The organism is Mesorhizobium sp. B2-4-19 (assembly GCF_006441315.1).
In the GTDB taxonomy this organism is placed as follows: Bacteria; Pseudomonadota; Alphaproteobacteria; order Rhizobiales; family Rhizobiaceae; genus Mesorhizobium.
Genome location: NZ_VFUV01000001.1, coordinates 381,928 through 406,874, shown reverse-complemented (window position 1 = coordinate 406,874; position 24,947 = coordinate 381,928). Strand labels below are relative to the sequence as shown.

The window sequence follows — 24,947 nt, the reverse complement described above, 5'->3', positions numbered from 1 at the left end:
CATCAATAGCCCTGCGGTTTCGGCCACGGCATGGTGAACTGGTCGCCGCGCCGCACGAATTTGTAGCGGTAGAAATGGAACCACAGCGAGATCAGGAAATAGAAGATGGTCATCGCGATCAGCTGCGAGCCGAAACCGAGGAAGATGGCGAAGAAGGTCACCACGCAAAGGCAAAATAGCACGATCGCCGGCAGCGGATGGAAGGGGTGCGTGTAGCCGCGGCGGATCGTGCCGAGCGGCCACTTCTTGCGGAACATCATGATGTTGATGCTCATGAAGGTGTATTGCAGCACGCCCGACAGGATCGAGAACGTGATCGCCTGGTTGAGGTCGGCAATGAAGGCGAAGGCGAGCGCGATCGGCAGCAGGAACAGGATCGAGCGGTAGGGCGTGCGGTATTTCGGGTGCACGGCCGAGAACCAGCTCGGCAGATAACGGTCGCGGCCGAGCGAGAACCATGCGCGCGCCGCATCGTTGATGCAGCCATTGGCGGAAGCCAGCGCAGCCAGCAGCGTCGCGATGAACAAGAGGTTTTCCAGCAGCGGACTGCCGGTCAGCTTGCCGGCGTCCCACAGCGGATAATAGGTGATGCCGAGATATTCCCAGGGCATCAGCGAGGCGCAGACATACCAGGTCATGGCGGCGGCGATCAAAAGCGTGATCATGCCGGCCATCGTGCCGTAGGGCAGCGAGCGGGCCGGCGAACGCACTTCCTCGGCCGCCTGCGTGGTGCCTTCGATGCCGAGATAATACCAGATGCCGAACTGGAAGGCGGCGATGACGCCGATCCAGCCATAGGGCAGCGCATTGCCCGGCGTCACCAGCTCGTTGAGCTTCAGCACCGCGCCTTGCGTCCACGGGCTGACCGAGAAGAACAGGATGACGATCGAAATATAGGCAATTGCGGTGATGACGAAGTTGACGTTGAGCGTCATCAGCACGCCGCGATAGTTGAGCCAGGCCAGCACGACGATGGTGGCGGCGATGAAGGAATTGTGGGTGAGCCCCTCGACGCCGGCCTTGGCGACGATGGTGTCGCCGAGCAGGATGGCGTCCGAGACCTCCAGCATCGTGTAGGCGAAGACCAGGAACAGCGCGACGTTGAAGGCCATCAGCGGCCCGACAATATGCTTGGCCTGCGCATACTGGCCGCCGGCCGCCGCCACCGTCGACGTCACTTCGGAATCGATCATGGCGACCGAGGTGTAGAGCAATCCTACGATCCAGCAGACGATCAGCGCGGCGAGCGCGCCGCCCTTGTCAGCCGAAAAATTCCAGCCGGTGAATTCACCGACCAGAACGATGCCGACGCCGAGTGCCCAGACATGGGCCGGGCCGAGCACCCGCAGCAGTGAAACCCTGTCGCCGTGAATTGCCGGTTCAAGTACGGTCGTCGTCATTGTTCGTCCCCACTCAAATCCGGTGTTTCTCGGAAACGGCTTCAAGCTCGCCTTCGCGTGACGAGGTCAGAACGTCTTCGGAATAGGTCGTGTCGACCCTGAACCAGTCGTAGAGCATCCACAGCGCGAGCACGATCGAGATGCCCCAGCATGCGTAAGAGAGTGAAATCCACATGGCGCGTCCCCGATTGCTTGTCTTCGGAACTCTTACTTGTCGTCGAATTTTTCGTTGATGACGTCGCGATATTCGCGGTCGGAGGCTCGGAACAGGAAGACGAAATAACCGATCAGCACCGCCGCCATGATGATCAGGGTCGGCCAGTCGATGACATAGTGGAAGTGATTCTGGATGATGTCATGCGCGGTCTCGGGTGTGTAGCCGAGCTTCTCCCAGATGGCAGCCATGGTCGGGTTCTGGCCGAGCGCTTCCCAGGTCTTGGCATCGAGCGCGTCGATGGATTTGGCGGCTCCGGCAAGACCGAGCTTCAGCGGCAGCCACAACGCCACGAAGATGGCGACAACCACGACGACGATATCGAAAACCTGGCCGGCCTTGCTCTGCTCCGGCGGCGTATAGCGGGACATTTCTTGTACCCCTCAGGACTGGCGGTTGCGGGATGCGTCGGCGTTCTTGATATCGAGGCCGTAGATGAAGTCCTTGTCTTCCTTGTAATGTTTGACCATCGCCAGGATCGCGGCCGTGTTGAAGATCAGCACGGCGGCGGCGGCAATTGCGACGACGGCCTTGATGCCGGCGTGCGGGATGTACGGCCATGTCATGAACAGGACGAAGAGGATCGTCGCCCACAGGCAGACGATCAGCAACGCGGATCCGCGCAAATCGGAACGGTACAGCGCCTCGATGCGCTGCTGCAGGTCTGACATCGGTTTTCCCCTTTTTCCGACGCCCGGTTCCGAATCCACCGCGCGCCGCTCTCTTTCAAGAGAGTGAAATTTTTTTCATAAATTCAGGCCGTTCACCGCAATTGTCAAGACGAATTTACGCTGAGTTAACTGTTTGCTCGGGCGGTCAATTTTGCCTGACAATGAAATTATTTGCTTTCAGGGGATTGCGGCTCTCCCGCGTTTGCGGTCAATATTCGCTCCAAAGCTCCGGCCACCGCGCAAAGGAGCGGGGAACAGTGGATTTTTGAACGGAGGACGAGCGGATGACGGCATCCTGGAGATTTTCGACCCTGGCGGATCGCCATCGCGCGCTGGGTTCGAAGCTCGAAGACTGGAGCGGCATGGGCACCGCCTGGACCTACGACAAGGATGCCGACGAGGAGTACATCGCCATCCGCACCAAGGCCGGGCTGATGGATGTGTCGGGCCTGAAAAAGGTGCACATCACAGGGCCGCACGCCTCGCATCTCATTGATCTCGCTACCAGCCGCGACGTGGAAAAGATCTACCCCGGCAAGTCGGCCTATGCCTGCATGCTGAACGAGGCGGGAAAATTCACCGACGACTGCATCCTCTACCGCACCGGCCCGAACAGCTGGATGGTCGTGCATGGCTCGGGCACCGGCCATGAGGAATTGCAGCGCGCCGCCATGGGCCGCGATGTCTCGCTGCGCTTCGACGACAATCTGCACGATCTGTCGCTGCAGGGGCCGACAGCGGTCGACTATCTGGCCAAGCATGTGCCGGGGATTCGCGACCTGAACTATTTCCATCACATGCAGACGCAGTTGTTCGGTTTCCCGGTCATGATCTCGCGCACCGGCTATACTGGCGAGCGCGGCTACGAGATCTTCTGCCGTGGCCAGGATGCCGGCACGATCTGGGACAGGATTCTCGACGAGGGCAAGAGCGCCGGCATCATTCCTTGCCGCTTCACCACGCTCGACATGCTGCGCGTCGAAAGTTATCTGCTGTTCTATCCCTACGATAATTCGCAAAAATATCCGTTCGAGAATGAAGGCCCCGGCGATACGTTGTGGGAACTCGGCCTCGACTTCACCGTCAGTCCCGGCAAGACCGGCTTCCGTGGGGCCGAGGAACACTACCGCCTGAAGGGCAAGGAGCGCTTCAAGATCTACGGCGTGCTGCTCGACGGCAAGGAGCCGGCCGACGAAGGCGCGCCGGTCTACCGCGACGGCAGACAAGTCGGCGTGGTGACCTGCGCCATGTATTCGCCTCTGGTCAAGAAATCGATGGGCATCGCCCGCCTCGACGTCGATTGCGCCGTCAAGGACACCAAGCTCGAAATCCGCAACAAGAGCGGATCGATCAAAGCGACGGCGCAGCCATTGCCGTTCGACGATCCCAAGAAGACCAAGCGCACGGCGAAAGGCTGAGGCATAATCAACAGCGAGGGGTTCGAGGCACGAAGATTTAAATGGCAGCAAAAAGCATCATCAGCCGGCCGGTCTACGGAACGCTCTCTCCGCAGCCCGGCAAACACCATCTTTTCATCGCCGATGCCGAAGGTGCGCTCGCTATTTCAGACATGGCCGCAAAAGCGCCTGCCGGGTTTTTCGATGGCGCCGAAATCGACTTTATCCCAGAGCCGGACAACAAACACGTCGCCGCCCTCGAAGCGCTGAAGCCGGCGCAGTTTCATCAGGCACCATCCTTCGCCAGCCTGCTGCCGAGGCTGAAGCAGACGCTGGGCAATGCCCATATGGGCCTGCGCCTCTACCTCGCCGGCACCGAGGGTCTGATCGGCCAGGCCATGCAGGTGGCGCTCGAAGCCGGCATCGATCACACCTCCATGCAGACGGAGCATCGCGGCTCGCTGGCAAGGCGCATGCAGTGCGTTCACTGCAAGGGCATCACCGAGAATGTCACGACACAGCCCGCGACCTGTTCGCATTGCGGCTTGCTGCTTCTGGTGCGCGATCACTATTCGCGGCGCCTCGCCGCTTTCCAGGGCGTCTGCATCAATGCCGAGGATCGCTCGGAGATTCCTCCAATGGAGGAGGCCTTCCCATGAGCACCGGCACCACAAAACTCGATGTCGTCGTCAGCGACGTCGTTCCGGTCAACGAACTGGTCACTCGCTTCCATTTCCGCCGGCGCGACGGCGAGCTGTTGCCGACCTTCTCCGGCGGCGCCCATGTCGTGGTCGAGATGCGCGACGGCGATCGCACCCGGCTCAATCCCTATTCGCTGATGGGTTCGCCGCTCGACACGCGCGAATACACGATCTCGGTGCGCCGCGACGATGTCGGGCGTGGCGGCTCGCTATTCATGCACAGGTCCGTCAAGCCGGGCCTGGAGATGGTGATCAGCTATCCCGTCAATCTGTTCTCCCTCGACTTGCGTGCCAAGAAACACCTGATGCTGGCCGGCGGCATCGGCATCACGCCCTTCATGGCGCAGACAGCGCAACTGGCGGGCGAGGGCGGCAATTTCGAACTGCACTACACCTGCCGGACCGCCTCTCTGGGTACCTATGCCGACGTGCTGCGGGAGCGCTACGACAGGCGCATCCGGCTCTACCATGACGACCGCGACGAGCGCATCGATCTCGATCGATTGCTGTCGACGCAGCCGCTCGGCACGCATCTCTATGTCTGCGGTCCCGCCGGCATGATCAACTGGGTGCGCGAGCGCGCGGCCGCCTTGGGCTGGCCGTCCGAGGCCGTGCATTTCGAGCATTTCGCCGCACCGCAGCCCGGCCTGCCTTTCGATGTGACGCTGGCGATCAGCGGCAAGACGATCCGCGTCGATGAACAGCAGAGCCTGCTGGAAGCGATCGAGGCGGCCGGCGTCGACCCGCCCTATCTCTGCCGCGGCGGCGTCTGTGGCCAGTGCGAGACCAACGTCATCTCCTACGATGGCAAGTTCATCCACAACGACCACTGGCTGAGCGAGGACGACCATCGCTCCGGCTGCAAGATCATGCCGTGCGTGTCGCGCTTCGAGGGCCGGTCGCTGGTGCTGGAGCGGTGAAGCATTTTGCAGCCAAGTGGATACACTTGGCGTCGCAGAAATGCGGCTGAAACAAATAGATAGAGCGGGCATCCCGCTCTAGGAGGAAATCATGGGCATCACCTTTCGCAAGGAAACCTTCCGCGACGATTTCACCTTCAGGAACAGCCCGGAGCACATCAGGCGCTTCCCGTTCCCGTTCCATGAAGACGCCTACATGTATGCGGTCAACATCGAGCCGCATGTCGTCGGGCCTAAGGGCTCAGTGCTGGAGAACCTGATCGACGTCGACGAGCACTACGTCGCCGAGATGCAGGACCGCGCTTTGGTGCTGGCCGAAGACCCGCTGCGCTGCCAGTCGCTGCCGCACATGACGCTGGCCGGCTGGGATCTGCTCGAACTGCTGATGGAACAGCAGGCGCTGGGTTATCCCGAGCATTTCACGCTGACGCGGGACGGCGATCGCTGGCGCTGGATCAACCGGCCACTCGGCATCGACGACACCTTCACCTTCGGCGACACCTCGACCCTGCCTTATGGTCCGATGGAATACATCACCCGCCAGAGCCAGGGCGATTTCTGCATCCTCGACCAGCGCGACGGCAATCTGTGGATGGATGCCGGCATGGTCACCACCCAGGCCGACTGGTCGCTCGATTTCGACATCGGCATGAATTTTTTCGAGTGGCACGCGCCGGTGCCGCTGGCGCATGAGAAGGGCATTTTCACCAGGGCGCTGAAATTCCTCACCAACATCCAGCAGGGCAAGCCGGCGCGGCGCCTCAACTGGACGATGACCATCAATCCGCGGCTCGATACCAGCCCGGAAAATTACCACAAATGGGGTCCGGACCGGACGACCGTGACGCCCGAAAATGTCGGCGACAAGGTGCATCTGCGCGTCGAGCTGCAGAGCTTCTGGCGGCTGCCGCGTTCCAACGGCATCGTCTTCCCGATCCGCTGCTACCTGATCAAGATGGACGAGCTGGTGACGCAACCGAAATGGGCGCGCCGCCTGCACCGCGTCATCCGCGACCTGCCCGAGGAACTCGCCACCTACAAGGGCCTCACGCGGTATCGGCCAACCTTGGTGGAGTGGCTGTCGAAGCTGGACGATGGAAGCGCGACGTCACCGGGGTTTGGGCCTGATTAACCCGCGCTGTTCTGCGGATAGCAGATGATCGACAAATACCGCATTGGCAGTTTCGTCAGCTGCTCCGGTCCGTGCGGCGCATCGGCGTCGAAGAACAGGCTGTCGCCGGGCTTCATCGGGTAGAGGTTGCTGCCGTGCCGGTAAACGACTTCGCCCTCCAGCATATAGAGGAACTCCATGCCCTCATGCTGGAACGTCGGGAACACGTCCGAATCTTCGGTCAGGGTGATCAGGTAGGGTTCGACGACGACGCCGCTGGTGTTCGACCCGATATGGCCTAGCAGATTGTACTGGTGGCCGGCGCGCGTGCCGCGGCGCTCGACATCCAGCCCTTCGCCGGCCTTGACGAAGACGGCGCTGCGCTCCTCCTCGAAGCGGCGGAAGAAGGCGGTGACGGGAACGCCGAGCGCCCGCGACAGCGCCTGCAGCGTGGTCAGCGACGGCGAGGTGATGCCGTTCTCGATCTTCGACAGCATGCCCAGTGAAATGTCGGTGGCGACGGCGAGATCGGCGACGGTGATGCCGAGCTTCTTGCGGAACGCCCGCACCTCGCGGCCGATGGCCACCTCTAGCACCTTCTCGCGTGTGTCGCGGATGGCGTGGGGGTTCTGCGTCAGTGGTGCGCGGATGGTCTTGCCGTCCGCCGAGACCTTTGGCTGGGGCTTCGGCTTGGCGCCGGCAAGCCCGGCCTTGGAACTGTCTTTTGCCATGTCGCCCCCGGACTTCGCGGATTTATTTCACTCAAGGTGAACATGTCAGGTGGCGATACAGCAGCGCGGCGGTGTCGGCAAGCTGTCTTAAGTCCCATCGGACGATCCCATGGCTCTGTCCGTGAACGTCTTTCGCCAGGAATCCTTTGCGGGCAAACGCCGTTCCCGCAGATGTCTGTTGACAGCACGGAAGGGCCAATTAGTGTCACTGTCAGTGAAATTTGTTTCGCTGGGGAAATCAAAAATGAGGAGGCCCTGGAAATGAAAACGCGCGTTGCCGTCATCGGCGCCGGACCGTCCGGCCTGGCACAGCTCAGGGCCTTCAAGTCGGCTGAAGACAAGGGCGCCGACATCCCCGAAATCGTTTGCTTCGAAAAGCAGTCGGACTGGGGCGGCCTGTGGAACTACACCTGGCGCACCGGCCTCGACGAGCATGGCGATCCCGTGCATGGCTCGATGTACCGCTACCTCTGGTCGAACGGACCGAAGGAATGCCTGGAATTCGCCGACTATACTTTCGAGGAGCATTTCGGCCGGCCGATCGGCTCCTATCCGCCGCGCGCCGTGCTGTGGGATTACATCAAGGGCCGCGTCGAAAAGTCGGGCCTGCGCAAATGGGTGCGCTTCAACAGCCCGGTGCGCATGGTGACCTTCTCGGACGAAACCAAGAAATTCACCGTCACCGCGCATGACCGCACCAACGACGTCACCTATTCGGAAGAGTTCGACAACGTCGTCGTCGCCTCCGGGCATTTCTCGGTGCCCAACGTTCCCTATTTCGAAGGGTTTTCCAGCTTCAACGGCCGTATCCTGCACAGCCATGATTTCCGCGACGCGATGGAATTCAAGGGCAAGGATATCCTGATCATCGGCCGTTCCTATTCGGCCGAGGACATCGGCTCGCAATGCTACAAGTACGGCGCCAGATCGATCACCTCCAGCTATCGCTCCAAGCCGATGGGCTTCAGATGGCCGGAGAATTGGAAGGAAGTGCCGCTCCTGCAGAAGGTCGTCGGCAAGACCGCCCACTTCAAGGACGGCACGTCAAAGGATGTCGACGCCATTATCCTGTGCACCGGCTATCTCCATTCCTTCCCCTTCCTCACCGACGACCTCAAGCTCAAGACCGCCAACCGCATGTGGCCGCTTGATCTCTATGAAGGCGTGGTGTGGGAAAAGAATCCGAAGCTGTTCTATGTCGGCATGCAGGACCAGTTCTACACCTTCAACATGTTCGACGCGCAGGCCTGGTTCGCCCGCGATGTCATCATGGGCCGCATCAAGCTGCCCTCCGCCGAGGCGATGGCCAAGCACAGCGCCAAGTGGCGCGCCCGCGAGGAAACGCTGGAAGAAGCCGAGCAGATGATCTGGTTCCAGGGCGACTATACCAAGGAACTGATGGACCAGACCGACTATCCCGGCTTCGATGTCGAGGCGGTCAACCAGACCTTCATGGAGTGGGAACACCACAAGGCGGAAGACATTATGAGCTTCCGCGACCATGCCTACCGCTCGCTGATGACCGGCACCATGGCACCGTTGCATCACACGCCCTGGCTGCAGGCGCTGGACGATTCCATGGAGAGCTATCTTGAGGTGAAGGGCGTCGCGGCGGAGTAGCCGCGGCGCATCTTCTGCCTATCCCAGCCTTGCCCGAGCCTTCGCCGTCCAGGCGTTGAACAGCCGGTCGGCGACGATGCCGATGAAGGCGATGGCCAGGCCCGCGACGATGCCGCGGCCGGAATCGGCCTTGGACAGCGCGATGAACACCTCCTGGCCGAGATCGCGCGTGCCGACCATGGCGCAGATGATGATCATCGCCAGTGCCATCAGGATCGTCTGGTTGACGCCGAGCATGATCTCCGGCAGCGCCAGCGGCAATTGCACGCGAAAGAAGGTCTGGCGCGGCGTGCAGCCCGACACCTTGGCCGCCTCGATCAGCGCCGGCGGCACCTGTCTTATGCCGTGATTGGTGTAGCGGATCGCCGGCACCACGGCGAAGGCTATCGTTGCAATCATGGCGGTCACGTCGCCGACTCTGAACAGCATCACCACCGGGATGATGAAGCAGAAGGACGGCAGCACCTGCAGCGTGTCGATGATGGGCGTGACGATCTTCTCGAAACGGTCGCTGCGCGCTGCCATCAGCCCGATCGGGATGCCGATCAGGCAGGCGATGAAGGCCGAGATGCCGCAGAGATAGACCGTCGCCATGGTCTTCTCCCACAGCCCGGTGACCGCGCAGAAAGCGGTCAGCGCGGCGACTAGGGCCGCCAGGCGCAGGCCCGAGAGCTGATAGCCGGCAAGGCCGAGCAGGAACACCGCGCCAAGCCACGGAAAGCCTTCGCAGAAGGCGCGCACCGGGTTGAGCACGTTGAGGATCAGCGCCACGCGAAAGGCTTCGATCGCATCGAAGAAGTTGATCGTCACCCAATTCACCGCCGCCTTCCACAGCGGCGCGGTGGTGAAGGTGATCGCCTTCGGCACCGCCGCGAAGGCCGGCACGAACAGGCCGAGCAGCGTGGTGACGGCAAGGATGGCGATGGCCAGCGACAGACTGGGATAGCGCCGCCAGAAGCTCGGGCTCACCGCCTGATGAACATGGCCCTTCGCCTGCTTGTGCGCGATGGCCTGGCTCAGCCGGTCGAGCGCGATCGCCAGCGCCACAATGGCGAGACCAGCCTCCATCGCCTCGCCAACCTTCAGCGCGCGTAGCGCCAGAAGCACGTCGTAGCCGAGGCCGCCGGCGCCGATCATCGAGGCGATGATCACCATGTTGAGCGCCAGCATGATCACTTGGTTGACGCCGACCATCAGCGTCGGCCGCGCCGAAGGCAACAGCACCCGCCACAGTTTCTGCCGCGCCGTGCAGCCGGCCATGTCGCTGAATTCGCCGATCTCCAGCGGCACGCGGGTGAGGCCGAGCATCGTCGCCCGCACCATCGGCGGCGTGGCGAAGATGGCGGTGGCGATCATCGCCGACACCGGGCTGTTGCCGAACAGGAGCAGCATCGGGATGAGATAGGCGAAGGTCGGGATCGTCTGCATCAGGTCGAGGGCAGGGGAGACGATAAGCCTCTCCGCCCAAGGCTTGCGCCAGGCCCAGATGCCGGCGAACAGGCCGGTGACGATGCAGAACGGCACGGCGATGGAGATCAGCGCCAGCGTCAGCATGGCGCTGGTCCATTGGCCGAACAGCGCGATGTAAAGGAAACAGCCGCCGACCAGCAGGCTGAGTTTCCGGCCGCCCACGGCATGGCCGGCGAGGAAGGCGATAGCGCAGACGCCAACCCAGGACAGGCGCGGCAGGACATAGGCATCCGCGCCGTGGCCGATCTTGAAGTTCTTGGCCAAGAGATTGAGCGCGAAATCGAGCGGCACGCCGAGAACCGCGGTGATCGAGCGGGTCAGCCATGACAGGTTCGATTTGATCCAGCCCATCAACGCGCTGACCCAGTCGGCGACCGGCACGACGGCATTGGCCGGGTAGTCGACAGCCCAAGGGACGCTTTCCTGCAGCAGGAACACCAACAGCACAGCGGCAAGGGCCGCCGCCCAGACGGGCAGCCACCGCTGAAGCGGCGGCCTCGGCTCGCTGGCGCTTGCCGTCACGGTCATGCGTCGGCTCTCGCGTGCTCGATGCCGGCCAGCAGGTCGATGACCGCTTGCGGCGTCACTTCGCCGATCGGCTTGCCGGTGCCGTTCACCACGGCGAACGGCTTGCCGGCTGAAACGATGCTGGCCGAGAAACTGGCGATCTTGGCATGCGGCGAAACCGTGCCACCATGCTCCGAACCATCGCAGGCACGCATCAGGCTGTACGCGGAAATCACCTTGGCGCGGTCGACGTCGCGGGTGAATTCTGCGACATAGTCGGTCGCCGGATTGACCACCAGTTCCTCCGGCGTGCCGATCTGAATGACCTCGCCATCCTTCATGATGGCGATACGGTCGGCCAGCCGGATGGCCTCGTCGAAATCATGGGTGATGAAGACGATGGTCTTGTGCAGCATGGTCTGCAGCCGCATCAGCTCGTCCTGCATTTCGCGGCGGATCAGCGGATCGAGGGCGGAGAACGGCTCGTCGAGGAACCAGATCTCCGGTTTGGTCGCCAGGCTGCGGGCGATGCCGACGCGCTGCTGCTGGCCGCCGGACAATTCGCGTGGGTAGAAATGCTCGCGGCCGCGCAAGCCGACCAGCTCGATGACCTCGCGGGCGCGCGCCTCGCGCGTTGCCCGGTCCTGCCCCTGGATGCTGAGCGGAAAGGCGATGTTGTCGAGCACATTGAGATGCGGCAGCAGCGCGAAATTCTGAAACACCATGCCCATGCGGTGGCGGCGCAATTCGATAAGCGCCGCATCGGAAATCTTGAGCAGGTCCTTGCCCTCGAATTCGATCTTGCCATGGCTCGGCTCGACCAGTCGCGACATGCAGCGCACCAATGTCGATTTGCCGGAGCCCGACAGGCCCATGATGATGAAGATCTCGCCCTGGCGGATTTCCAGATCGACCGCGCGCACGGCGCCGACCAGTCCGGCGGCAGTGACATCGACCATGCTGGCCCTGCCGTCGCGCTCGCGGATGAAGCTGGCTGCGTTCACTCCGAACAGCTTCCACACATTGCGGCAGGCAAGCTTTACTGGGCGATTATCAGTGCCCGGTTGCGTCGATCCCTGTTCAGTCGTCATCCAATCGTCCTTCTGGAACATCAAGACTTGAGACCCGGCCGATCAACGGCCAGGCCCCATTTTTCCAGTCGGAACAATCACTGCGCCCAGGCTTTCCAGTCTGCCTCGTGTGCGGCGATCCAGCCGGCGGCGACCTCTTCCGGCGTCTTGCCGTTGAGGTCGATGTCGCCGCTCATCTTGTTGAGTTCGTCGGTGTCGATCGTGTAGGCCTTGGCCACCTTGTAGGCGACCGGCCATTTCTCCTTCATGCCGTTCCAGGCATATTTCCAGATCTCGCCATGCGGTTTGCCGCAATCATATTTGGCGTCGGGGTTCACGCCCCACTTCGGATCGTTATAGCACTCGGGCGTGTATTCCGGGAATTGCACCCACTCGCCCTTGTACTTGGCCGGCGCCCAGTGCGGCGAATAGATCCACAGCATGATAGGCGCCTTGCGCTGATAGGCGGAATCGAGTTCGGCGAACATTGCCGCATCGGTGCCGGCATGGATGACGGTGAAGGGCAGTTTCAGCGCCGCGACGCGCTCGTCGTCAAAGCCCTCCCAGGTCACCGGGCCGCCGAGATAGCGCCCCTTCGGAGCGGTCTCCGCTGTCGAGAACGACGCCGCGCATGTCGCGTCGAGCAAGGCATGCCAGTCCGGCAGTGTCGGGCATTTCTCCTTCATATATTCGGGAAACCACCACTCTTCCTTGGCCTTCGGGCCAAGCTTGCCGAGGCGCTCCGTCTGGCCAGTCGCATCGGAGGCCTTCATGGCCTCGCCGGCAGTCGTGTCCCAGAATTCCAGACCGACATCGAGGTCGCCATTGGTGAGGCCGGTGGTCAGGCTGGAGAGATAGTCGGCGGTCGGGTATTCAACGGTATAACCGAGCTTTTCCAGGATGCCGCCGAGGATCTTGGCGTTGAGGTTGACGCTGGTCCAGTCGAACAGCGCGATCTTTATCGGGTCATTGGATTCCGGTGCGGCGGCCCGGGCGGAAGGTGTCAGCAGGCTTAGCGTTGCGAGCGCGACGGCGCCAATCGATAGTTTTGAAACTCGACTGCGAAATGACATGCTTGTTCTCCTTCAAGCTGTGACGGTTATCGGTCGTTCCCTTCTTGCGGCTTTTCTTGATTGTGTTGGATAGGCGGTTCGCTGCGCAAGGCCGTCGGCGCCAAAATTGTCGCCCTGGCTTTGGCCAGCGCAGGCAAGATGGTGCTCAATTCTCGTGATGATGGAATATGCCGTCCGCGTCATGGCTGCCGACAGACCGCTGGTGGAGCGATCATCCGCGGATCAATTGCCAGTCTTGCGGCGCCCTGCAAGGTGCAAGCCATCAAGGTCCCATGATCTCGGCTGTCGGCATGGCAAGCCCCATCTTGCCAAGCCTTTTCATAGGATGAAATTATATATACCAACGTTCATCTTGCGCAACGACTAACGCTTCGCAGATGCGCAAATTCAGACCGCAGGCGAAGTTCGGCGAGATGCGGCCCTACCAGCAGACGTAGCCCCCATCGACGATCAGGTCGAGGCCGGTGACGAAGCTCGACGCGCGGCTGGCCAGGAACACCGTCGGCCCGACCATTTCCTCAGGCGCCGCCATGCGCCCCATCGGCGTGTCGCGCTTGAAGATCTTGATCTCCTCCGCCACTTCCGGCCGCTTGTTCATCGGTGTCAGCGTATAGCCTGGGCTGACGACATTGACGCGCAATCCGCGATCAGCCCACTCCATTGCAAGGCTCTTCGACATGTGGATGACGGCGGCTTTCGACGAATTGTAGTGCGCCTGCGTCAATCCCCGATTGACGATGGTGCCGGACATCGAGGCGATGTTGATGATCGAGCCTTTGCGGCGCGCCAGCATCTTGCGGGCTTCGGCCTGGCAGGACAGGAAAACGCCGGCGACGTTGACCTCGTGCACCTTCTGCCACTTGTCGAGCGACAAGGTCTCGGCCGGTTCCGAACCGGCGATGCCGGCATTGTTGACGGCAACGGTCAATGCACCGAGTTCGGCCTCGACGCGATCGATTGCCACCGCCAGATCGGTCTCCGAAGTGACCGTGCCGGTCAGCACCAAAGCCTTGCGGCCGAGTGCCGTGATTTGGTGCGCGGTTTCTTCCAGCCCGCCTTTCGATGCATGACCGAAACACGCGACGTTGGCTCCTGCCTCGGCCAATCCAATTGCAATTGCCTGGCCAATGCCGCTACCGGCACCGGTGACCAGCGCGACATCGCCGTCCAGCTTGAAAAGATCCATCGATAGCCCTCCCCGTTTCAGGGAAGGTATGCGCTGCGCCATGTTTCGATCAAGCGCTCAATGCGCAAGCCGGCAGGGGGCAGCGATACCTAGAAATAGCCGTCCGATGCAGCGGTGGCTTCTTTCGGGATCTCGACGCCGTCGACCAGGATCTTGTCGACCAGTTCGTGGTGGAAGCAGACCAGTCCCTTGATGCGCTCGGCCTCGTGCACCGGCTCAGGATAGTACCAGACGAGATTCTCGTGCCGCTTCTTGGGCGTCGTCACGTGATAGTAGTTGGAGATGCCCTTGTAGGGGCAGCGCGAAATGTAGCGGCTGGGCGCGAACATATCGAGCCGCGTGTCCGAGATCGGCAGATAGTGGCGCACCGGATGGCCGGTTTCGAACAGGAACACGCCGCGGCGTGAATCGGCGACCTGTTCGCCGTCGAGGATGACCTGCACCCGTCGCGAGGAGGGCAGGCAGTCGACCCGGCGGAACGGATCGCGGGCGTGGACGAAGATCTCTTCGTCTTCCTCATACCAGTGCGTCATCTTGGGCCAATAGAAGGACATGTAGTCCGAAAGCAGCGGCGATCCCTTGACCGGATCCAGATAACGCCACGCGGCATCCTCGACCAGCGTGATGCCGGTGTTCAGCGAATAATGCGTGGCGACGCCCTTGAACGGGCTCTCTGTCGTCGTCCTGCTTGGCAGCAGGAACTCCTCGCGCACGTCACTCATCGGAAAGTAATAAACCGGCAGATGGTCGGATTCGTAGAGCACCAGCGCCTTGGTCGTGTCGGCGACGATCATCGATCCCACCTGCACGCGCAGCCGCTTCTGCATCGGCATGGTGAAGGCGACATAGCCCCGCTCGAACTCATACTGCACGATATTGTCGAGCAAGGGGAAATGCGGTCCGCGACCGCGCAAATGAGGCTTGCGAATGGTAGTCTCCCGTTTCATGTCTTTTGTCATCGAGCGTTGGCGCACAGCGAGATGAACCTGCATTGAGCCGTGGTGCCGCTGAGGGTTTCCGGGCGGCGGGTTTCCGTTGCATCGAGCCGCTCGAACGATGGCCCCCCATCGCTCCTCGCAGCCTTGCCAGCGGATAGCCTCGCCGCCCGAAAGCGGAATTGTCCAATCCAGCCTCTATCCCAGCGACACGCGATCGAGCAGCAGGCCGGCGGCGATCGGCGGCAGGCCGCTGACATTCTTGCGCACCGGCACCAGCAGATCCGGGAAGTAGCTGAAAACGACCGGCGTCTCGTCGAGCAGCAGCTTCTGGATGTCGGAGGCCGCCGCGCGCTGTGCGCCGATATCGAGTGCCTTGAGGTAGGAGGTGACCATGCCGTCATAGGCGGTGTTTTTGAAATGCGCCGCGTTCCACGGGCCATCGCTGACCAGCGGGCTCTTGAGGAAGACGTTCGGCACACTGCGATGCGCGTAGTCGGTGATCCCCAACGGGCTGTCCAGCCAGTCCGACTGGCCGAACACCGCCTTGCCGTAATATTTGTCCTGGTCCTCGATGTTGAGCGCGATGCGGGCGCCGATCTCCTTGGCGAAATTCTGGAACAGCTGCGCGTAGCCTGGAATGTCGGAATAGCGCAGCGTCGTCAGGGTAATGTCGAAGCCGCTGGCGAGGCCGGCCGCCTCCATGAGTTGCTTGGCCTTGGCGATGTCCTGGACTCGCTGCGGCACGGACTTGTCGGTGGCGGGGAAGGCCGGTGCGAATGGGCTGTCATTGCCGGTGGCCGCCATGCCGCGGCACAGGCCATCGACAAGCTTGGAGCGGTCGATGCTGAGCGCCAGCGCCTGGCGGACGCGTTTGTCGGTGAAGGGACCGGTGTCGCAGCGCATGTGCAGTTGGCGATGCGCGGTCGAGGCGACACGCAGCACCGTGATGTCGGGGCTGTTCAGCACCACCTGGCTGACGTCGAGCGGCACGGCGTCGAGGACGTCGACCTCACCGGCCTGCAGCGCCAGGATGCGCGGCTGCACGTCGCCGTAGAACTTGAACTCGAGCCGGTCGGGCAGCGCCTTGTCGCCCCAATAGTCGGGGTTGCGCACGAAGGTCGCGCCGACCTTCGGCGTATAGCTCTCCAGCCGGAACGGCCCGGTGCCCTCAAAGGTCTTTTCGTAGTCGCCCTTGTAGCTCGCCGGCAGGATGACGGCATTGTAATTGTCGATCGACACCGAATAGGGAAAGCTGCCGTTCGGCGCGTCGAGATGGAAGGCGACGGTGTGGTCGTCGACTTTCTGCGTGCCGCCCTTCGACAGCAGGCCCTTGAACACCGAAAGCGCGTTCGAGGCGCCGTTGGGATCGGCGAGGCGATCGAAGGTCGCCACCACGTCGTCGGCCTTGAAGTCTTCGCCATTGTGGAATTTCACGCCCTTGCGCAGCTTGAAGGTCCAGACACTGCCGTCCGCGTTCGGCGACCAGCTTTCCGCCAGCACCGGCTTCAAGGTGAGATCCGGCCGCGTGATGCAGAGGAATTCGGCGGTCTGGAAAACCAGCTGGTAGCTGCCGCTGTCATAATAGGTGACGGGATCGATGGCGCCGCCCGGCGTCGCCACGCCCGCGCGCACCGTGCCGCCCGGCTTGCCCTCGGCGCGGACTTGTTGCATGCCGAGCCCGGCGGCCGCGACAAGGCTGCCCAGGAACGGCAGGGAAAGGCCGAGCACGCTTCCGTGGCGCAGGAAATCGCGGCGGTCGAGCCTGCCGGCCAGCAAATCATCGACAGCGGAATTTTCGATTGCCGTCAGGTTCTTGCGAGCAGTGTCGATCGTCATGAAATGCCTTGGCATGGTTGCATTCCTCGCTTGCCCTTCGGGGATCGGCCATTTAGGCCATTGTTGACCGCGACCGGAAAGCGATATTTTTTGATAGGGTCCATCGAAATTTTCGATGCAGGATTTAAGCCATGGATACCGAGAACCTGCGCAGTTTCCTGGAGGTCGCCGAACATGGCAGCTTCACCGTCGCGGCCAGCCGGCTCAACCTTGCGCAGTCCACCGTCAGCGCGCGGATCAGGGGGCTGGAGGAACAGTTGGGGCGCCGGCTTTTCGTGCGCGACCGCGACGGCGTCACGCTGACGCCGGCTGGCCGGCAGTTCCTGCCGCACGCCTCTTCCATCACCCGCACCTGGGAGCAATCGAGGCAGGACATCGCCGTTCCCGACGGCTATGACAGCCTGCTGCGGCTGACCGCTCCCGCCTATCTGTGGGAGCGCATCACCTCGCCATGGGTCGAGTGGATGCGGGCCAGGCGGCCGAACGTGGCGCTGCGGCTCGAAGGCAGTTTTCCGGATCTGGCCATCGACCAGCTGGCGGAAGGCCTGCTCGACATCTGCATCCTCTATCTGCCGCGCCCGCATCCCGGCATCGTTTATGAGACGCTGGCCGTCGATCAGGTCGTGCTCGTCCAGCACGCTGCGCAGACCAAGCCGTGGACTGAAAACTACATACTGATGGACTGGGGGCTCGAATTCCGCATCGAGCACGACCGCGCCTTTGCCGGCATGGTCAAGCCGGCGATTTCCGCCGGCCTGGTCTTCATCGGGCTGCAGCATGTGCTGTCGCGGCAAGCGGCGGCCTATCTGCCGCTCAGCGCCGTCAGCGGTCATATCGAGCGCGGCGAGATGCGGCGTATCGACAACACACCGGTGTTTCAGCGGCCGATCTATCTCGCCTATCCATCGAATCCCGTCTCGTCGGATGTTCTGGACGTCGCGCTGACGGGCTTGCGCTCGCTGGCCAGGGACTGAACCAGCCAACAGGGTTTTTCGGAAGGCGACCGTTCCCTGGGCATGGCCGGCCTGAGCTAACCGGCCGGCGATGCCCTGCTATGCCGGTTCAGTCACGGCTGCCTTCTGCAGCCTGGCGAGTTCCGGGTAGGGGATATGGCAGCGGATGGAGTGGCCGGGCTGCGCCTCGGCCAGCGGCGGCTCCTGCTGCTCGCAGATCGGGCCGATCTTGCGCGGGCAGCGTGTGTTGAAGACGCAGCCCGGGGGCGGGTTGGTGGCGCTGGGGATCTCGCCGTCGAGCCGGATGCGCGCCGTCTCGGTCTGGTCGAGCTTGGGCACGGCCGACAGCAGCGCTTCGGTATAAGGATGATGCGGCCCGGAGAAGACTTCCTCCGAAGGTCCGATCTCCATGATGCGGCCGAGATAGAGCACGGCGATCTTGTCGGACAGGTAACGCACCACGCCAAGGTCGTGCGAAATGAAGATGTAGCTGACGTCTTCCTTGGATTGCAGGTCGGCGAGCAGGTTGAGGATCGCCGCCTGGACGGAGACGTCGAGCGCGGAGGTCGGCTCGTCGCAGACGACGATGCGCGGATCGCCGGCGAAGGCGCGCGCAATGGCGACGCGCTGCTTCAGGCCGCCTGACAGCTGGCGCGGCTTGACGGCCAGATGCCGGTCGGTGAGGCGCACCGAGCGGACGAGGTCGTCGAGGCGCGCCTCCTGCGCCTTGCCGGAGAGGCCGGCCAGCCGCTTCAAGGCGCGGCCGAGAATGTGGCGGATCGAATGCGAGCGGTTGAGCGCGGAGTCCGGGTTCTGGAAGACGATCTGCATCGCCTTGACCTGGTCGTCGCCGCGGTTCTCCAGCTTCGGCGCCAGCGTCTTGCCCTCGAGTTCGATGGTGCCGCCGTCATCAGGCGGCACAAGCCCGAGCAGCAGCCTGGCGAAGGTGGTCTTGCCGCTGCCGGATTCGCCGACCAGCCCCAGCGTCTCGCCGGGCCTCAGATCGAGCGAGACATCCTTGACCGCGCGCAAGGGATGACCATGGCTGGCATAGGTCTTGTTCAGCCCGGCGACGCGCAGCACCGGTGCGGTTGTCGGCTTGGGCGCTGTCGCAACATCGCTCGGTGTGGCGCGCGGCAGGGCTTGCGCCTCGTCGTGGTGGAAGCAGCGCGACAGCCGCTTGCCGCGCTCGTCACTCAGATCATAGAGCGGCGGCAATTCGGTGCGGCAGCGATTGTCGGCGAGCGCACAGCGGTCGGCAAAGGCACAGCCCTTGATGTCGGCGCCTATGCCGGGCAGGAAGCCCGGAATGGTGTCGAGCCGGCCCTGGTCCTTGCGCTGGCCGCCGCGTGGCAGGCAGCGCAGGAGCGCGACCGTATAGGGATGGCGCGGATCGTTGAAGACGACATCCGTCGGCCCTTCCTCGACCAGCATGCCGGCATAGAGCACGCCGACGCGGTCGCACATGTTGGAGACGACGGCGAGGTTGTGGCTGATGAACAGGATCGAGGCCGACAGCTCTTGCCTGAGCAGCGCGATGAGATCGAGCACCTCGGCTTCGACCGTCGCGTCGAGGCCCGTGGTTGGTTCGTCGAGGATCAGCATCGAGGGATCGTTGGCCAGCGCCATGGCGATCGCCACGCGCTGCTGCATGCCGCCGGAGAGCTGGTGTGGATAGCGCTGCATGACGCTTGACGGATCGGAGATGCGCACGCGGTTGAGCATGGCGATGGCGCGGTCGGTCGCTGCCTGTCCCGGGATCCCGCCGAGCTCGAAGATCTCGATCAGTTGCCGGCCGATGCGGATCGACGGGTTCAGCGCCTTGCCGGGATCCTGATAGACCATCGAGACGCTTTCGGCGCGCGCGCGCCGCAAGGCCTCGGCATCGAGCTTCATGACGTCCTGGCCGTCGAGCGAGATCGCGCCGCCCGATATCGAGCCGTTTCTTGGCAAATAGCGCACGACGGTGAGCGCCACGGTGGATTTGCCGCAACCGGACTCGCCGACCAGCCCATAGGCCTCGCCCTGCCTGATGTTGAGGCTGAGATTGCGCAGCACGGCGCGGTTGCGCCCGGCCACCCGGTAGGCGACCGACAGATCGTGCAACTCGAGGGCGTTTTCAGCCTTTGCGGAGTTAGTCATTGAGCGCTCCATGAACGCCGTCGGCCACAAGGTTGACACCGATCACAAGCGAGGCGATGGCGAGTGCGTCGAATAGCACAGTCCACCAGAAGCCGCCGCCAATCATGCCGTAATTGCTGGAGATCGACAGCCCCCAGTCGGGCGAGGGCGGCTGGATGCCAAAACCCATGAAGGAGAGCGTGGCGACCGCGAAGATGGCGTAGCCAAGCCGCACCGTGGTCTCGACCAGGATCGGTGGGATGACATTGGGCAGGATCTCGACGAACATAGTGTGGAAGGCGCTCTCGTGCCTCAGCTGCGCGGCGGCGACATAATCGAGTTCGCGCTCGGCCAGCACCGCTGAGCGCACGGTGCGCGCAATGATCGGCGCGAAGCTCAAGCCGATGACGACGATGACGGTGGCCTTGGACGTGCCGAGCGCGACGATGGCGAGCAGTGCGACAATGACCACGGGGATGGCCATGAAGGCTTCCAGGATACGGCTGACGACATCGTCGACGATGCCGCGGAAATAGCCGGTGAGCAGGCCGAGTGCCGTGCCGGCGATCGTCGCCAGCAAGGTCGCCAGCGGGGCGACAGTGAGGATGTCGCGCGAGCCGACGATGACGCGAGAGAAGACGTCGCGGCCGATCTGGTCGGTGCCGAACCAGTGTTCGGACGACGGCGGCGCCAGCGCGTTGATGATGTCGTCGGCAAGCGGGTCGTAGGGCGCAAAGTGCTCGCCGAACAGCGCGCAGGCGACCCAGAACAGCACGATGGCAAGACCGACAAGAAAGGTTCGCGAGCGCATGAGCGAGAAGAAGACTTCTGCCATGGGGCTGCGCCGGCGCGTGTCGTCTTGCGGGGAAGAGGTGGTCTGGACGGCGCTCATTGGTCTGACCCCAGCCGGATGCGTGGATTGAGCACGGAATAGAGGAAGTCGGCGATCAATGTCGCCACGGCATAGACGATGCCGATGGTGAGGATGCCGGATTCCAGCATCGGGAAATCCTTGCCGCGCGCGGCGGTGAAAATCAGCGAGCCGATGCCCTGGTAGCGGAATAGCGTCTCGATCACCACCAGGCCACCGATGAGATAGCCGGTCTGGGTGGCGATGACGGTGATGGTCGGCAGCAGCGCATTGCGCAGCACATGGCGCCAGATCACCGTGCGCCAGGGTAGGCCCTTGAGCACGGCCGTTCGCGTATAGTCGGAATCGAGCGCCTCGATCATGCCGGAGCGCGCCATGCGCGCGATATAGCCGAACAGCACCAGGAACAGCGGCAGCGACGGCAGGATCAGATAGTGGAGCTGGGTGAAGAAGCCGGCGTTCTTCGGCCACGCCGCCGAGATCGGCAGCCAGCGCAGCCAAACGCCGAAGATCAGGATCAGGATGATGCCGGTGACGAACTCCGGCAGCACCGTCACCGACAGCCCGCCCAGGCTGATGATGCGGTCGAGCGGACGGTTGAGGTTGAGCGCCGCCACCACCCCGCCCAGAATGCCGATCGGCACCACCAGCACGAAGGCAACCGCGGCCAGCTTCATCGAATTGCCCAAGGCATCGATGACGAACGGCGCCACCGGCGAGCGGAAGATGTAGGACGTGCCCATGTCGCCACGGATAAAATTCCAGATCCAGGTCGCATATTGGGTGAGCAGCGGGCGATCGACGCCCAGGGTATGGTTGAGCGCGTCGACCGCGCGCTGGTCGGCAAACGGCCCCAGGATCGCGCGCCCGACATTGCCGGGCAGCACCTGGCCGCCCAGGAACACCATGATGCTGAGCAGGAACAATGTAACCAGCGACAGCGACACACGCCGTGCAAAGAAGGAGAGAATGGCTAAGACTCCTTGTGGAGCCAGCCCCGCGCGGGAGCTGGCTGTTAGAGGATTGGCTTTCCCTTTTCGTTTTAGGCCTTCGATGCCTTTTCGAGGAACAGCTGCGACATCGCGGTCGGCCGCACGCCGGCCACGCCTTTTGCCGTTGCCGTCAGGTAGTCGTAGAAATAGCCGAAGATGACGGGCGTTTCCTCGAGCAGAAGCTTCTGGATCTTGCCCGCCGTCGCCTTTTGCGCCTCGAGATCGAGCGCCGCGATATAGCTGGTCGCCAGCGTGTCATAGTCCTTGTTCTTGAAGTGCGCGGCGTTCCAGGTGCCGTCGCTCTTCAGCGGTGCGGCAAGGTACACGTTCGGCACGCCGCGGTGACCATAGTCGGTGATGCCCATCACCGAATCCAGCCAGTTCGATTTGCCGAATACGGCGTCGCCGTAATACGCGCCCTGGTCCAGGATGTTGAGCTCGAGTTCGATGCCGATTTCCTTGACCCAGTTCTGGATCAGCTGGGCGTATTCGGGAATTTCCAGGTAGCGCTCGGTGGTCAGCGTTACCTTGAAACCCTTGCCGACGCCGGCCGCTTCCATGAGCTGCTTGGCCTGCGCGATATCCTGCTTGCGCTGCGGTATGCTCGTATCGGTCGAAGGGTAGACGGCCGCGAACGGGCTGTCATTGCCGAGCGCCGAGCGACCCTTCATCAGGCCTGCGGCCAGCTTGTCGCGGTCGAGGCAGAGCGCGATGGCACGGCGCACGCGCGCGTCCTTCAGCGGGCCGTCGTCGCAGCGCATATGCAGTTGCTGGTGGGCCGACGACTTCAGGCTGATGATGTCGACGCTCGGATCATTGAGCAGGGCGACGCCGGCGAGCACCGGCATCTGGTTGATGATGTCGATCTGTCCGCCCTGCAGCGCCAGGATCTGCGGCTGCATGTCGGCGAAGAAGGTGAACTCGGTCCGCTCCGGCAGCGCCTTTTCGCCCCAATAGTCCTCGTTGCGGACGAAGGAGGCGCCGACCTTGGCCGTGTATTTCTCGACCTTGAACGGGCCCGTGCCGTCGAAGCTTTTCTCGTAGTCGCCCTTGTAGCTCGCCGGGATGATGACGGCGTTATAGTTGTCCGACGACACCATGTAGGGGAAGTTGCCGTTCGGCGCGTCGAGATGGAACTCCACCGTGTAGTCGTCGACCTTCTTGGTGGCGCCCTTCTGCAGGATGCCGGTGAACACCGACAGCGCGTTGGACGAGTTTGCCGGGTCGGCGAGGCGGTCGATGCTGGCCACGACGTCGTCGGCCTTCATCTCGCCGCCGGAGTGGAATTTGACGCCCTTGCGCAGCTTGAAGGTCCACACCGTGCCGTTGTCGTTCGGCTTCCAGCTTTCGGCCAGCGCCGGCTTGAGCACCAGGTCGGGGCCGTCGACGCAGAGGAATTCGGCAACCTGCTGCAGGATCAGCAGGCCACCGGCATCGGCGATGGTGACCGGGTCGATGGTTGCCGCCGGCACGCTGCTGCCGACGCGGATGGTCGCGCCAGGCGCGCCCTGGGCGCGGGCGAGCGACGGCATGCCACTGAGGCCGGCAGCGGTGGTGATGCCGCCCAGAAGCGGCAGCGACAGGCCGAGCAGGCTGCCGTGGCGAATGAAGTCGCGGCGGCTGACACGGCCATCGACGAGACCGTCGATGAGATGGTTTTCGAGCGGCGAGCGATTGCGTCGAATCAGGTTGAGAATGCGGTAGTTCTTGCTCATGGGTTTAACCCTTTCCCCTGGTTTCTTATGGCTGAAGAAAGCACTTCCGGTTGACGAAATTCCGTGGAGTTCTCCTTGCCCCGGCCGTCAACGAAGTCGGTCGACGGGACTGTAGCATGCGGCTTTATCCGGTCCATCCGATCGTTGCGGCGAAGCGGTCAGATTTTCTTGAGGACGTTTCCACCCATCCTGTCCTGCCGTCGCGACCCAATCGCGGCGGCGGCGGCTTGTTTCTTGACGACGTCTCCTTTCCCTTCTCGTTCTCCTAGTTCAGCGGCAAACGGCGATAGGTTCCGGGCTTCGCCGGGTCGTGATATTTGTTGCACGGGCCGTTCTCGGCGAAATCGCGATGGCAGGCCGCCAGGTTTTCACGCGACAAGGTGATGCCGAGACCGGGACCTTCCGGGACGCGCACGACATTGTTCCTCGGCGAAAATGGCCCTTCCTCGGTGATGTCCATGGGCTGCATGCGAAACAGCGACTGGTTGGGCTCCCGGATCCAGCCGAGCGACGCGCACAGATGCAGGTAGGCGGCGCTGCCGATGCCGCTGTCGCCGCTGTAGCACCAGAAATCGACGCCGGCATGCTCGCAGGCGCCGACGAAACGCAGCAGGCGGCCGATGCCGCCATGCGCCGTCGGATTGCCGACGAAGGCATCCGGAACCTTGAGGTCCATGGCGCGCGCAATGTCGATGTTGTGGGTGGAGAACGGGATCGAGCAATGTTGCCGCAACTGCCGCATCTCTTCGAGCGTCGCCACCGGATCCTCCCAGTTGCGTACGCCGAGCTCTTCGAGCGGCCGCGCCAGCCGCCGCGCCGTCGCCAGCGAATAGGCCTGGTTGGAATCGATGCGGATCATCGCCTCGTCGCCGAGTTTCTCGCGGATCAGCTCGATCATTCTCAGCGAGACTTTCGGGTCTTCGGTCGAGAACTTGCCTTCGAAGAAGGTCGTGCCATGCGTCTCGTGCAATTCGACGCAATAATCGGCGACTTCTTCCGGCGTCGTCTCGCCTTTCACATCAGGCCCGTCGCCGCGCAGCGAGAAATAGTCGGTGAACGGGATGTCCTTGCGCACGGCGCCGCCGAGCAGCTGGTAGAGCGGCTGCTTCCACGCCTTGCCGCGCAGGTCCCACAGCGCCATCTCGATCGCGCCGAAAGCCATGATGCGGGTGCGGTCGTTGATCGACTGCACGCCGGTCCAGTAGGGCAGGCAGACATGCTCGGCGCCGGCGATGTCGAAGGCATCGCGGCCAATCAGGCGCTCGGCCAGAACATCATTGATGATTGCGGCCGCCGCCGGCGTCGGCGCCTCGCCGAGGCCGACCAGCCCATCCTCGGTCTCGACCTCGACAATGGTCTGCGAAAAGCCGTCGAGCTCGCCGAACACCCAGCCATAGGGTGCTTCGAGACGAAGATTGATCGGTGTGGCCGTGATGTCTCGGATCTTCAT

At 62.8% G+C, this 24,947-nt stretch carries 23 protein-coding genes; 7 read left to right on the top strand and 16 right to left on the bottom strand.

Annotated features, from left to right (window positions below; genetic code table 11):
- Window positions 1–2: 2 nt before the first annotated feature.
- The 4 genes from FJ546_RS01950 to FJ546_RS01935 are packed head-to-tail and all read right to left on the bottom strand — an operon-like array spanning window position 3 to window position 2,285.
- Window positions 3–1,400, bottom strand: a complete 1,398-nt coding sequence (locus FJ546_RS01950) for an amino acid permease (protein WP_095771136.1) — start codon at window positions 1,398–1,400, stop codon at window positions 3–5.
- Between the two features lie 13 nt (window positions 1,401–1,413).
- Window positions 1,414–1,575 (bottom strand): hypothetical protein, encoded by a 162-nt coding sequence (locus tag FJ546_RS01945; protein ID WP_140887632.1) that lies wholly within the window; start codon window positions 1,573–1,575, stop codon window positions 1,414–1,416.
- Between the two features lie 32 nt (window positions 1,576–1,607).
- Window positions 1,608–1,985 (bottom strand): hypothetical protein, encoded by a 378-nt coding sequence (locus FJ546_RS01940; protein WP_140887631.1) that lies wholly within the window; start codon window positions 1,983–1,985, stop codon window positions 1,608–1,610.
- Between the two features lie 12 nt (window positions 1,986–1,997).
- Window positions 1,998–2,285: a hypothetical protein gene (locus tag FJ546_RS01935; protein WP_095771134.1), complete on the bottom strand. Its 288-nt coding sequence runs from the start codon at window positions 2,283–2,285 to the stop codon at window positions 1,998–2,000.
- Window positions 2,286–2,569: 284 nt separating this feature from the next.
- Here FJ546_RS01935 and FJ546_RS01930 point away from each other — a divergent pair, with 284 nt between their 5' ends.
- The 4 genes from FJ546_RS01930 (at window position 2,570) to FJ546_RS01915 (ending at window position 6,435) form a co-directional block, all read left to right on the top strand.
- Window positions 2,570–3,703, top strand: a complete 1,134-nt coding sequence (locus FJ546_RS01930; protein ID WP_140887629.1) for an aminomethyltransferase family protein — start codon at window positions 2,570–2,572, stop codon at window positions 3,701–3,703.
- Window positions 3,704–3,744: 41 nt separating this feature from the next.
- The gene (locus FJ546_RS01925; RefSeq protein WP_140887628.1) at window positions 3,745–4,341 is read left to right on the top strand and encodes a dimethylamine monooxygenase subunit DmmA family protein; all 597 of its coding nucleotides are present in this window, start codon (window positions 3,745–3,747) and stop codon (window positions 4,339–4,341) included.
- Window positions 4,338–5,303 carry a PDR/VanB family oxidoreductase gene (locus FJ546_RS01920; RefSeq protein ID WP_140887626.1) on the top strand — a complete coding sequence of 322 codons (966 nt, stop codon included), beginning with the start codon at window positions 4,338–4,340 and terminating at the stop codon, window positions 5,301–5,303. Before FJ546_RS01925 ends, FJ546_RS01920 begins: the two co-directional genes overlap by 4 nt.
- 91 nt (window positions 5,304–5,394) lie before the next feature.
- Complete coding sequence (locus FJ546_RS01915; RefSeq protein WP_019856866.1) at window positions 5,395–6,435, top strand: DUF3445 domain-containing protein; 1,041 nt, start codon at window positions 5,395–5,397, stop codon at window positions 6,433–6,435.
- On the opposite strand, the gene FJ546_RS01910 is transcribed toward FJ546_RS01915, so the two are convergent.
- The gene (locus FJ546_RS01910) at window positions 6,432–7,145 is read right to left on the bottom strand and encodes an XRE family transcriptional regulator (protein WP_064983208.1); all 714 of its coding nucleotides are present in this window, start codon (window positions 7,143–7,145) and stop codon (window positions 6,432–6,434) included. The genes FJ546_RS01915 and FJ546_RS01910 overlap by 4 nt on opposite strands.
- 261 nt (window positions 7,146–7,406) lie before the next feature.
- On the opposite strand from FJ546_RS01910, the gene FJ546_RS01905 reads away from it, so the two are divergent.
- Window positions 7,407–8,765 carry an NAD(P)/FAD-dependent oxidoreductase gene (locus tag FJ546_RS01905; protein ID WP_140887625.1) on the top strand — a complete coding sequence of 453 codons (1,359 nt, stop codon included), beginning with the start codon at window positions 7,407–7,409 and terminating at the stop codon, window positions 8,763–8,765.
- An 18-nt stretch (window positions 8,766–8,783) separates the two neighbouring features.
- Here FJ546_RS01905 and FJ546_RS01900 read toward each other — a convergent pair whose 3' ends face one another.
- From FJ546_RS01900 to FJ546_RS01875, 6 genes are all read right to left on the bottom strand, one after another.
- Window positions 8,784–10,763, bottom strand: a complete 1,980-nt coding sequence (locus FJ546_RS01900) for an ABC transporter permease subunit (RefSeq protein ID WP_140887623.1) — start codon at window positions 10,761–10,763, stop codon at window positions 8,784–8,786.
- Window positions 10,760–11,833, bottom strand: coding sequence for a glycine betaine/L-proline ABC transporter ATP-binding protein (locus FJ546_RS01895; RefSeq protein WP_140887622.1), 1,074 nt, complete (start codon window positions 11,831–11,833; stop codon window positions 10,760–10,762). Before FJ546_RS01895 ends, FJ546_RS01900 begins: the two co-directional genes overlap by 4 nt.
- 77 nt (window positions 11,834–11,910) lie before the next feature.
- Entirely contained in the window at window positions 11,911–12,885 is a 975-nt protein-coding gene (locus FJ546_RS01890) for an ABC transporter substrate-binding protein (protein ID WP_140887620.1), read from the bottom strand.
- Between the two features lie 421 nt (window positions 12,886–13,306).
- On the bottom strand, window positions 13,307–14,071 hold the full coding sequence (locus tag FJ546_RS01885) for an SDR family oxidoreductase (RefSeq protein WP_140887619.1): 765 nt from the start codon (window positions 14,069–14,071) through the stop codon (window positions 13,307–13,309).
- A gap of 89 nt (window positions 14,072–14,160) precedes the next feature.
- A complete protein-coding gene (locus tag FJ546_RS01880) occupies window positions 14,161–15,018 on the bottom strand; it encodes a DUF427 domain-containing protein (protein WP_181167774.1) in 858 nt (285 codons plus the stop codon).
- 186 nt (window positions 15,019–15,204) lie between these two features.
- Window positions 15,205–16,860 (bottom strand): ABC transporter substrate-binding protein, encoded by a 1,656-nt coding sequence (locus tag FJ546_RS01875; RefSeq protein WP_140887616.1) that lies wholly within the window; start codon window positions 16,858–16,860, stop codon window positions 15,205–15,207.
- Between the two features lie 116 nt (window positions 16,861–16,976).
- On the opposite strand from FJ546_RS01875, the gene FJ546_RS01870 reads away from it, so the two are divergent.
- Window positions 16,977–17,819 (top strand): LysR family transcriptional regulator, encoded by an 843-nt coding sequence (locus FJ546_RS01870; protein WP_140887614.1) that lies wholly within the window; start codon window positions 16,977–16,979, stop codon window positions 17,817–17,819.
- Window positions 17,820–17,897: 78 nt separating this feature from the next.
- On the opposite strand, the gene FJ546_RS01865 is transcribed toward FJ546_RS01870, so the two are convergent.
- From FJ546_RS01865 to FJ546_RS01850, 4 genes are all read right to left on the bottom strand, one after another.
- Window positions 17,898–19,940, bottom strand: coding sequence for an ABC transporter ATP-binding protein (locus FJ546_RS01865; protein ID WP_140887612.1), 2,043 nt, complete (start codon window positions 19,938–19,940; stop codon window positions 17,898–17,900).
- Window positions 19,933–20,811: an ABC transporter permease gene (locus FJ546_RS01860; protein ID WP_140887611.1), complete on the bottom strand. Its 879-nt coding sequence runs from the start codon at window positions 20,809–20,811 to the stop codon at window positions 19,933–19,935. The genes FJ546_RS01865 and FJ546_RS01860 overlap by 8 nt, the downstream gene beginning before the upstream one ends.
- Complete coding sequence (locus FJ546_RS01855; protein ID WP_095771121.1) at window positions 20,808–21,761, bottom strand: ABC transporter permease; 954 nt, start codon at window positions 21,759–21,761, stop codon at window positions 20,808–20,810. Before FJ546_RS01855 ends, FJ546_RS01860 begins: the two co-directional genes overlap by 4 nt.
- Before the next feature lie 71 nt (window positions 21,762–21,832).
- Window positions 21,833–23,497: an ABC transporter substrate-binding protein gene (locus FJ546_RS01850; RefSeq protein WP_140887609.1), complete on the bottom strand. Its 1,665-nt coding sequence runs from the start codon at window positions 23,495–23,497 to the stop codon at window positions 21,833–21,835.
- Between the two features lie 116 nt (window positions 23,498–23,613).
- Here FJ546_RS01850 and FJ546_RS31065 point away from each other — a divergent pair, with 116 nt between their 5' ends.
- Entirely contained in the window at window positions 23,614–23,766 is a 153-nt protein-coding gene (locus FJ546_RS31065; RefSeq protein WP_181167773.1) for a hypothetical protein, read from the top strand.
- Here the strand turns inward: FJ546_RS31065 and FJ546_RS01845 are convergent.
- Entirely contained in the window at window positions 23,763–24,947 is a 1,185-nt protein-coding gene (locus FJ546_RS01845; protein ID WP_140887607.1) for a mandelate racemase/muconate lactonizing enzyme family protein, read from the bottom strand. The genes FJ546_RS31065 and FJ546_RS01845 overlap by 4 nt on opposite strands.

Coding starts and splice junctions, on each gene's coding strand:
- FJ546_RS01950 (WP_095771136.1), bottom strand. CDS start 1,400: ATGACGACGACCGTACTTGAACCGGCAATTCACGGCGACAGGGTTTCA.
- FJ546_RS01945 (WP_140887632.1), bottom strand. CDS start 1,575: ATGTGGATTTCACTCTCTTACGCATGCTGGGGCATCTCGATCGTGCTC.
- FJ546_RS01940 (WP_140887631.1), bottom strand. CDS start 1,985: ATGTCCCGCTATACGCCGCCGGAGCAGAGCAAGGCCGGCCAGGTTTTC.
- FJ546_RS01935 (WP_095771134.1), bottom strand. CDS start 2,285: ATGTCAGACCTGCAGCAGCGCATCGAGGCGCTGTACCGTTCCGATTTG.
- FJ546_RS01930 (WP_140887629.1), top strand. CDS start 2,570: ATGACGGCATCCTGGAGATTTTCGACCCTGGCGGATCGCCATCGCGCG.
- FJ546_RS01925 (WP_140887628.1), top strand. CDS start 3,745: ATGGCAGCAAAAAGCATCATCAGCCGGCCGGTCTACGGAACGCTCTCT.
- FJ546_RS01920 (WP_140887626.1), top strand. CDS start 4,338: ATGAGCACCGGCACCACAAAACTCGATGTCGTCGTCAGCGACGTCGTT.
- FJ546_RS01915 (WP_019856866.1), top strand. CDS start 5,395: ATGGGCATCACCTTTCGCAAGGAAACCTTCCGCGACGATTTCACCTTC.
- FJ546_RS01910 (WP_064983208.1), bottom strand. CDS start 7,145: ATGGCAAAAGACAGTTCCAAGGCCGGGCTTGCCGGCGCCAAGCCGAAG.
- FJ546_RS01905 (WP_140887625.1), top strand. CDS start 7,407: ATGAAAACGCGCGTTGCCGTCATCGGCGCCGGACCGTCCGGCCTGGCA.
- FJ546_RS01900 (WP_140887623.1), bottom strand. CDS start 10,763: ATGACCGTGACGGCAAGCGCCAGCGAGCCGAGGCCGCCGCTTCAGCGG.
- FJ546_RS01895 (WP_140887622.1), bottom strand. CDS start 11,833: ATGACGACTGAACAGGGATCGACGCAACCGGGCACTGATAATCGCCCA.
- FJ546_RS01890 (WP_140887620.1), bottom strand. CDS start 12,885: ATGTCATTTCGCAGTCGAGTTTCAAAACTATCGATTGGCGCCGTCGCG.
- FJ546_RS01885 (WP_140887619.1), bottom strand. CDS start 14,071: ATGGATCTTTTCAAGCTGGACGGCGATGTCGCGCTGGTCACCGGTGCC.
- FJ546_RS01880 (WP_181167774.1), bottom strand. CDS start 15,018: ATGAAACGGGAGACTACCATTCGCAAGCCTCATTTGCGCGGTCGCGGA.
- FJ546_RS01875 (WP_140887616.1), bottom strand. CDS start 16,860: ATGCCAAGGCATTTCATGACGATCGACACTGCTCGCAAGAACCTGACG.
- FJ546_RS01870 (WP_140887614.1), top strand. CDS start 16,977: ATGGATACCGAGAACCTGCGCAGTTTCCTGGAGGTCGCCGAACATGGC.
- FJ546_RS01865 (WP_140887612.1), bottom strand. CDS start 19,940: ATGACTAACTCCGCAAAGGCTGAAAACGCCCTCGAGTTGCACGATCTG.
- FJ546_RS01860 (WP_140887611.1), bottom strand. CDS start 20,811: ATGAGCGCCGTCCAGACCACCTCTTCCCCGCAAGACGACACGCGCCGG.
- FJ546_RS01850 (WP_140887609.1), bottom strand. CDS start 23,497: ATGAGCAAGAACTACCGCATTCTCAACCTGATTCGACGCAATCGCTCG.
- FJ546_RS31065 (WP_181167773.1), top strand. CDS start 23,614: ATGCGGCTTTATCCGGTCCATCCGATCGTTGCGGCGAAGCGGTCAGAT.
- FJ546_RS01845 (WP_140887607.1), bottom strand. CDS start 24,947: ATGAAGATCCGAGACATCACGGCCACACCGATCAATCTTCGTCTCGAA.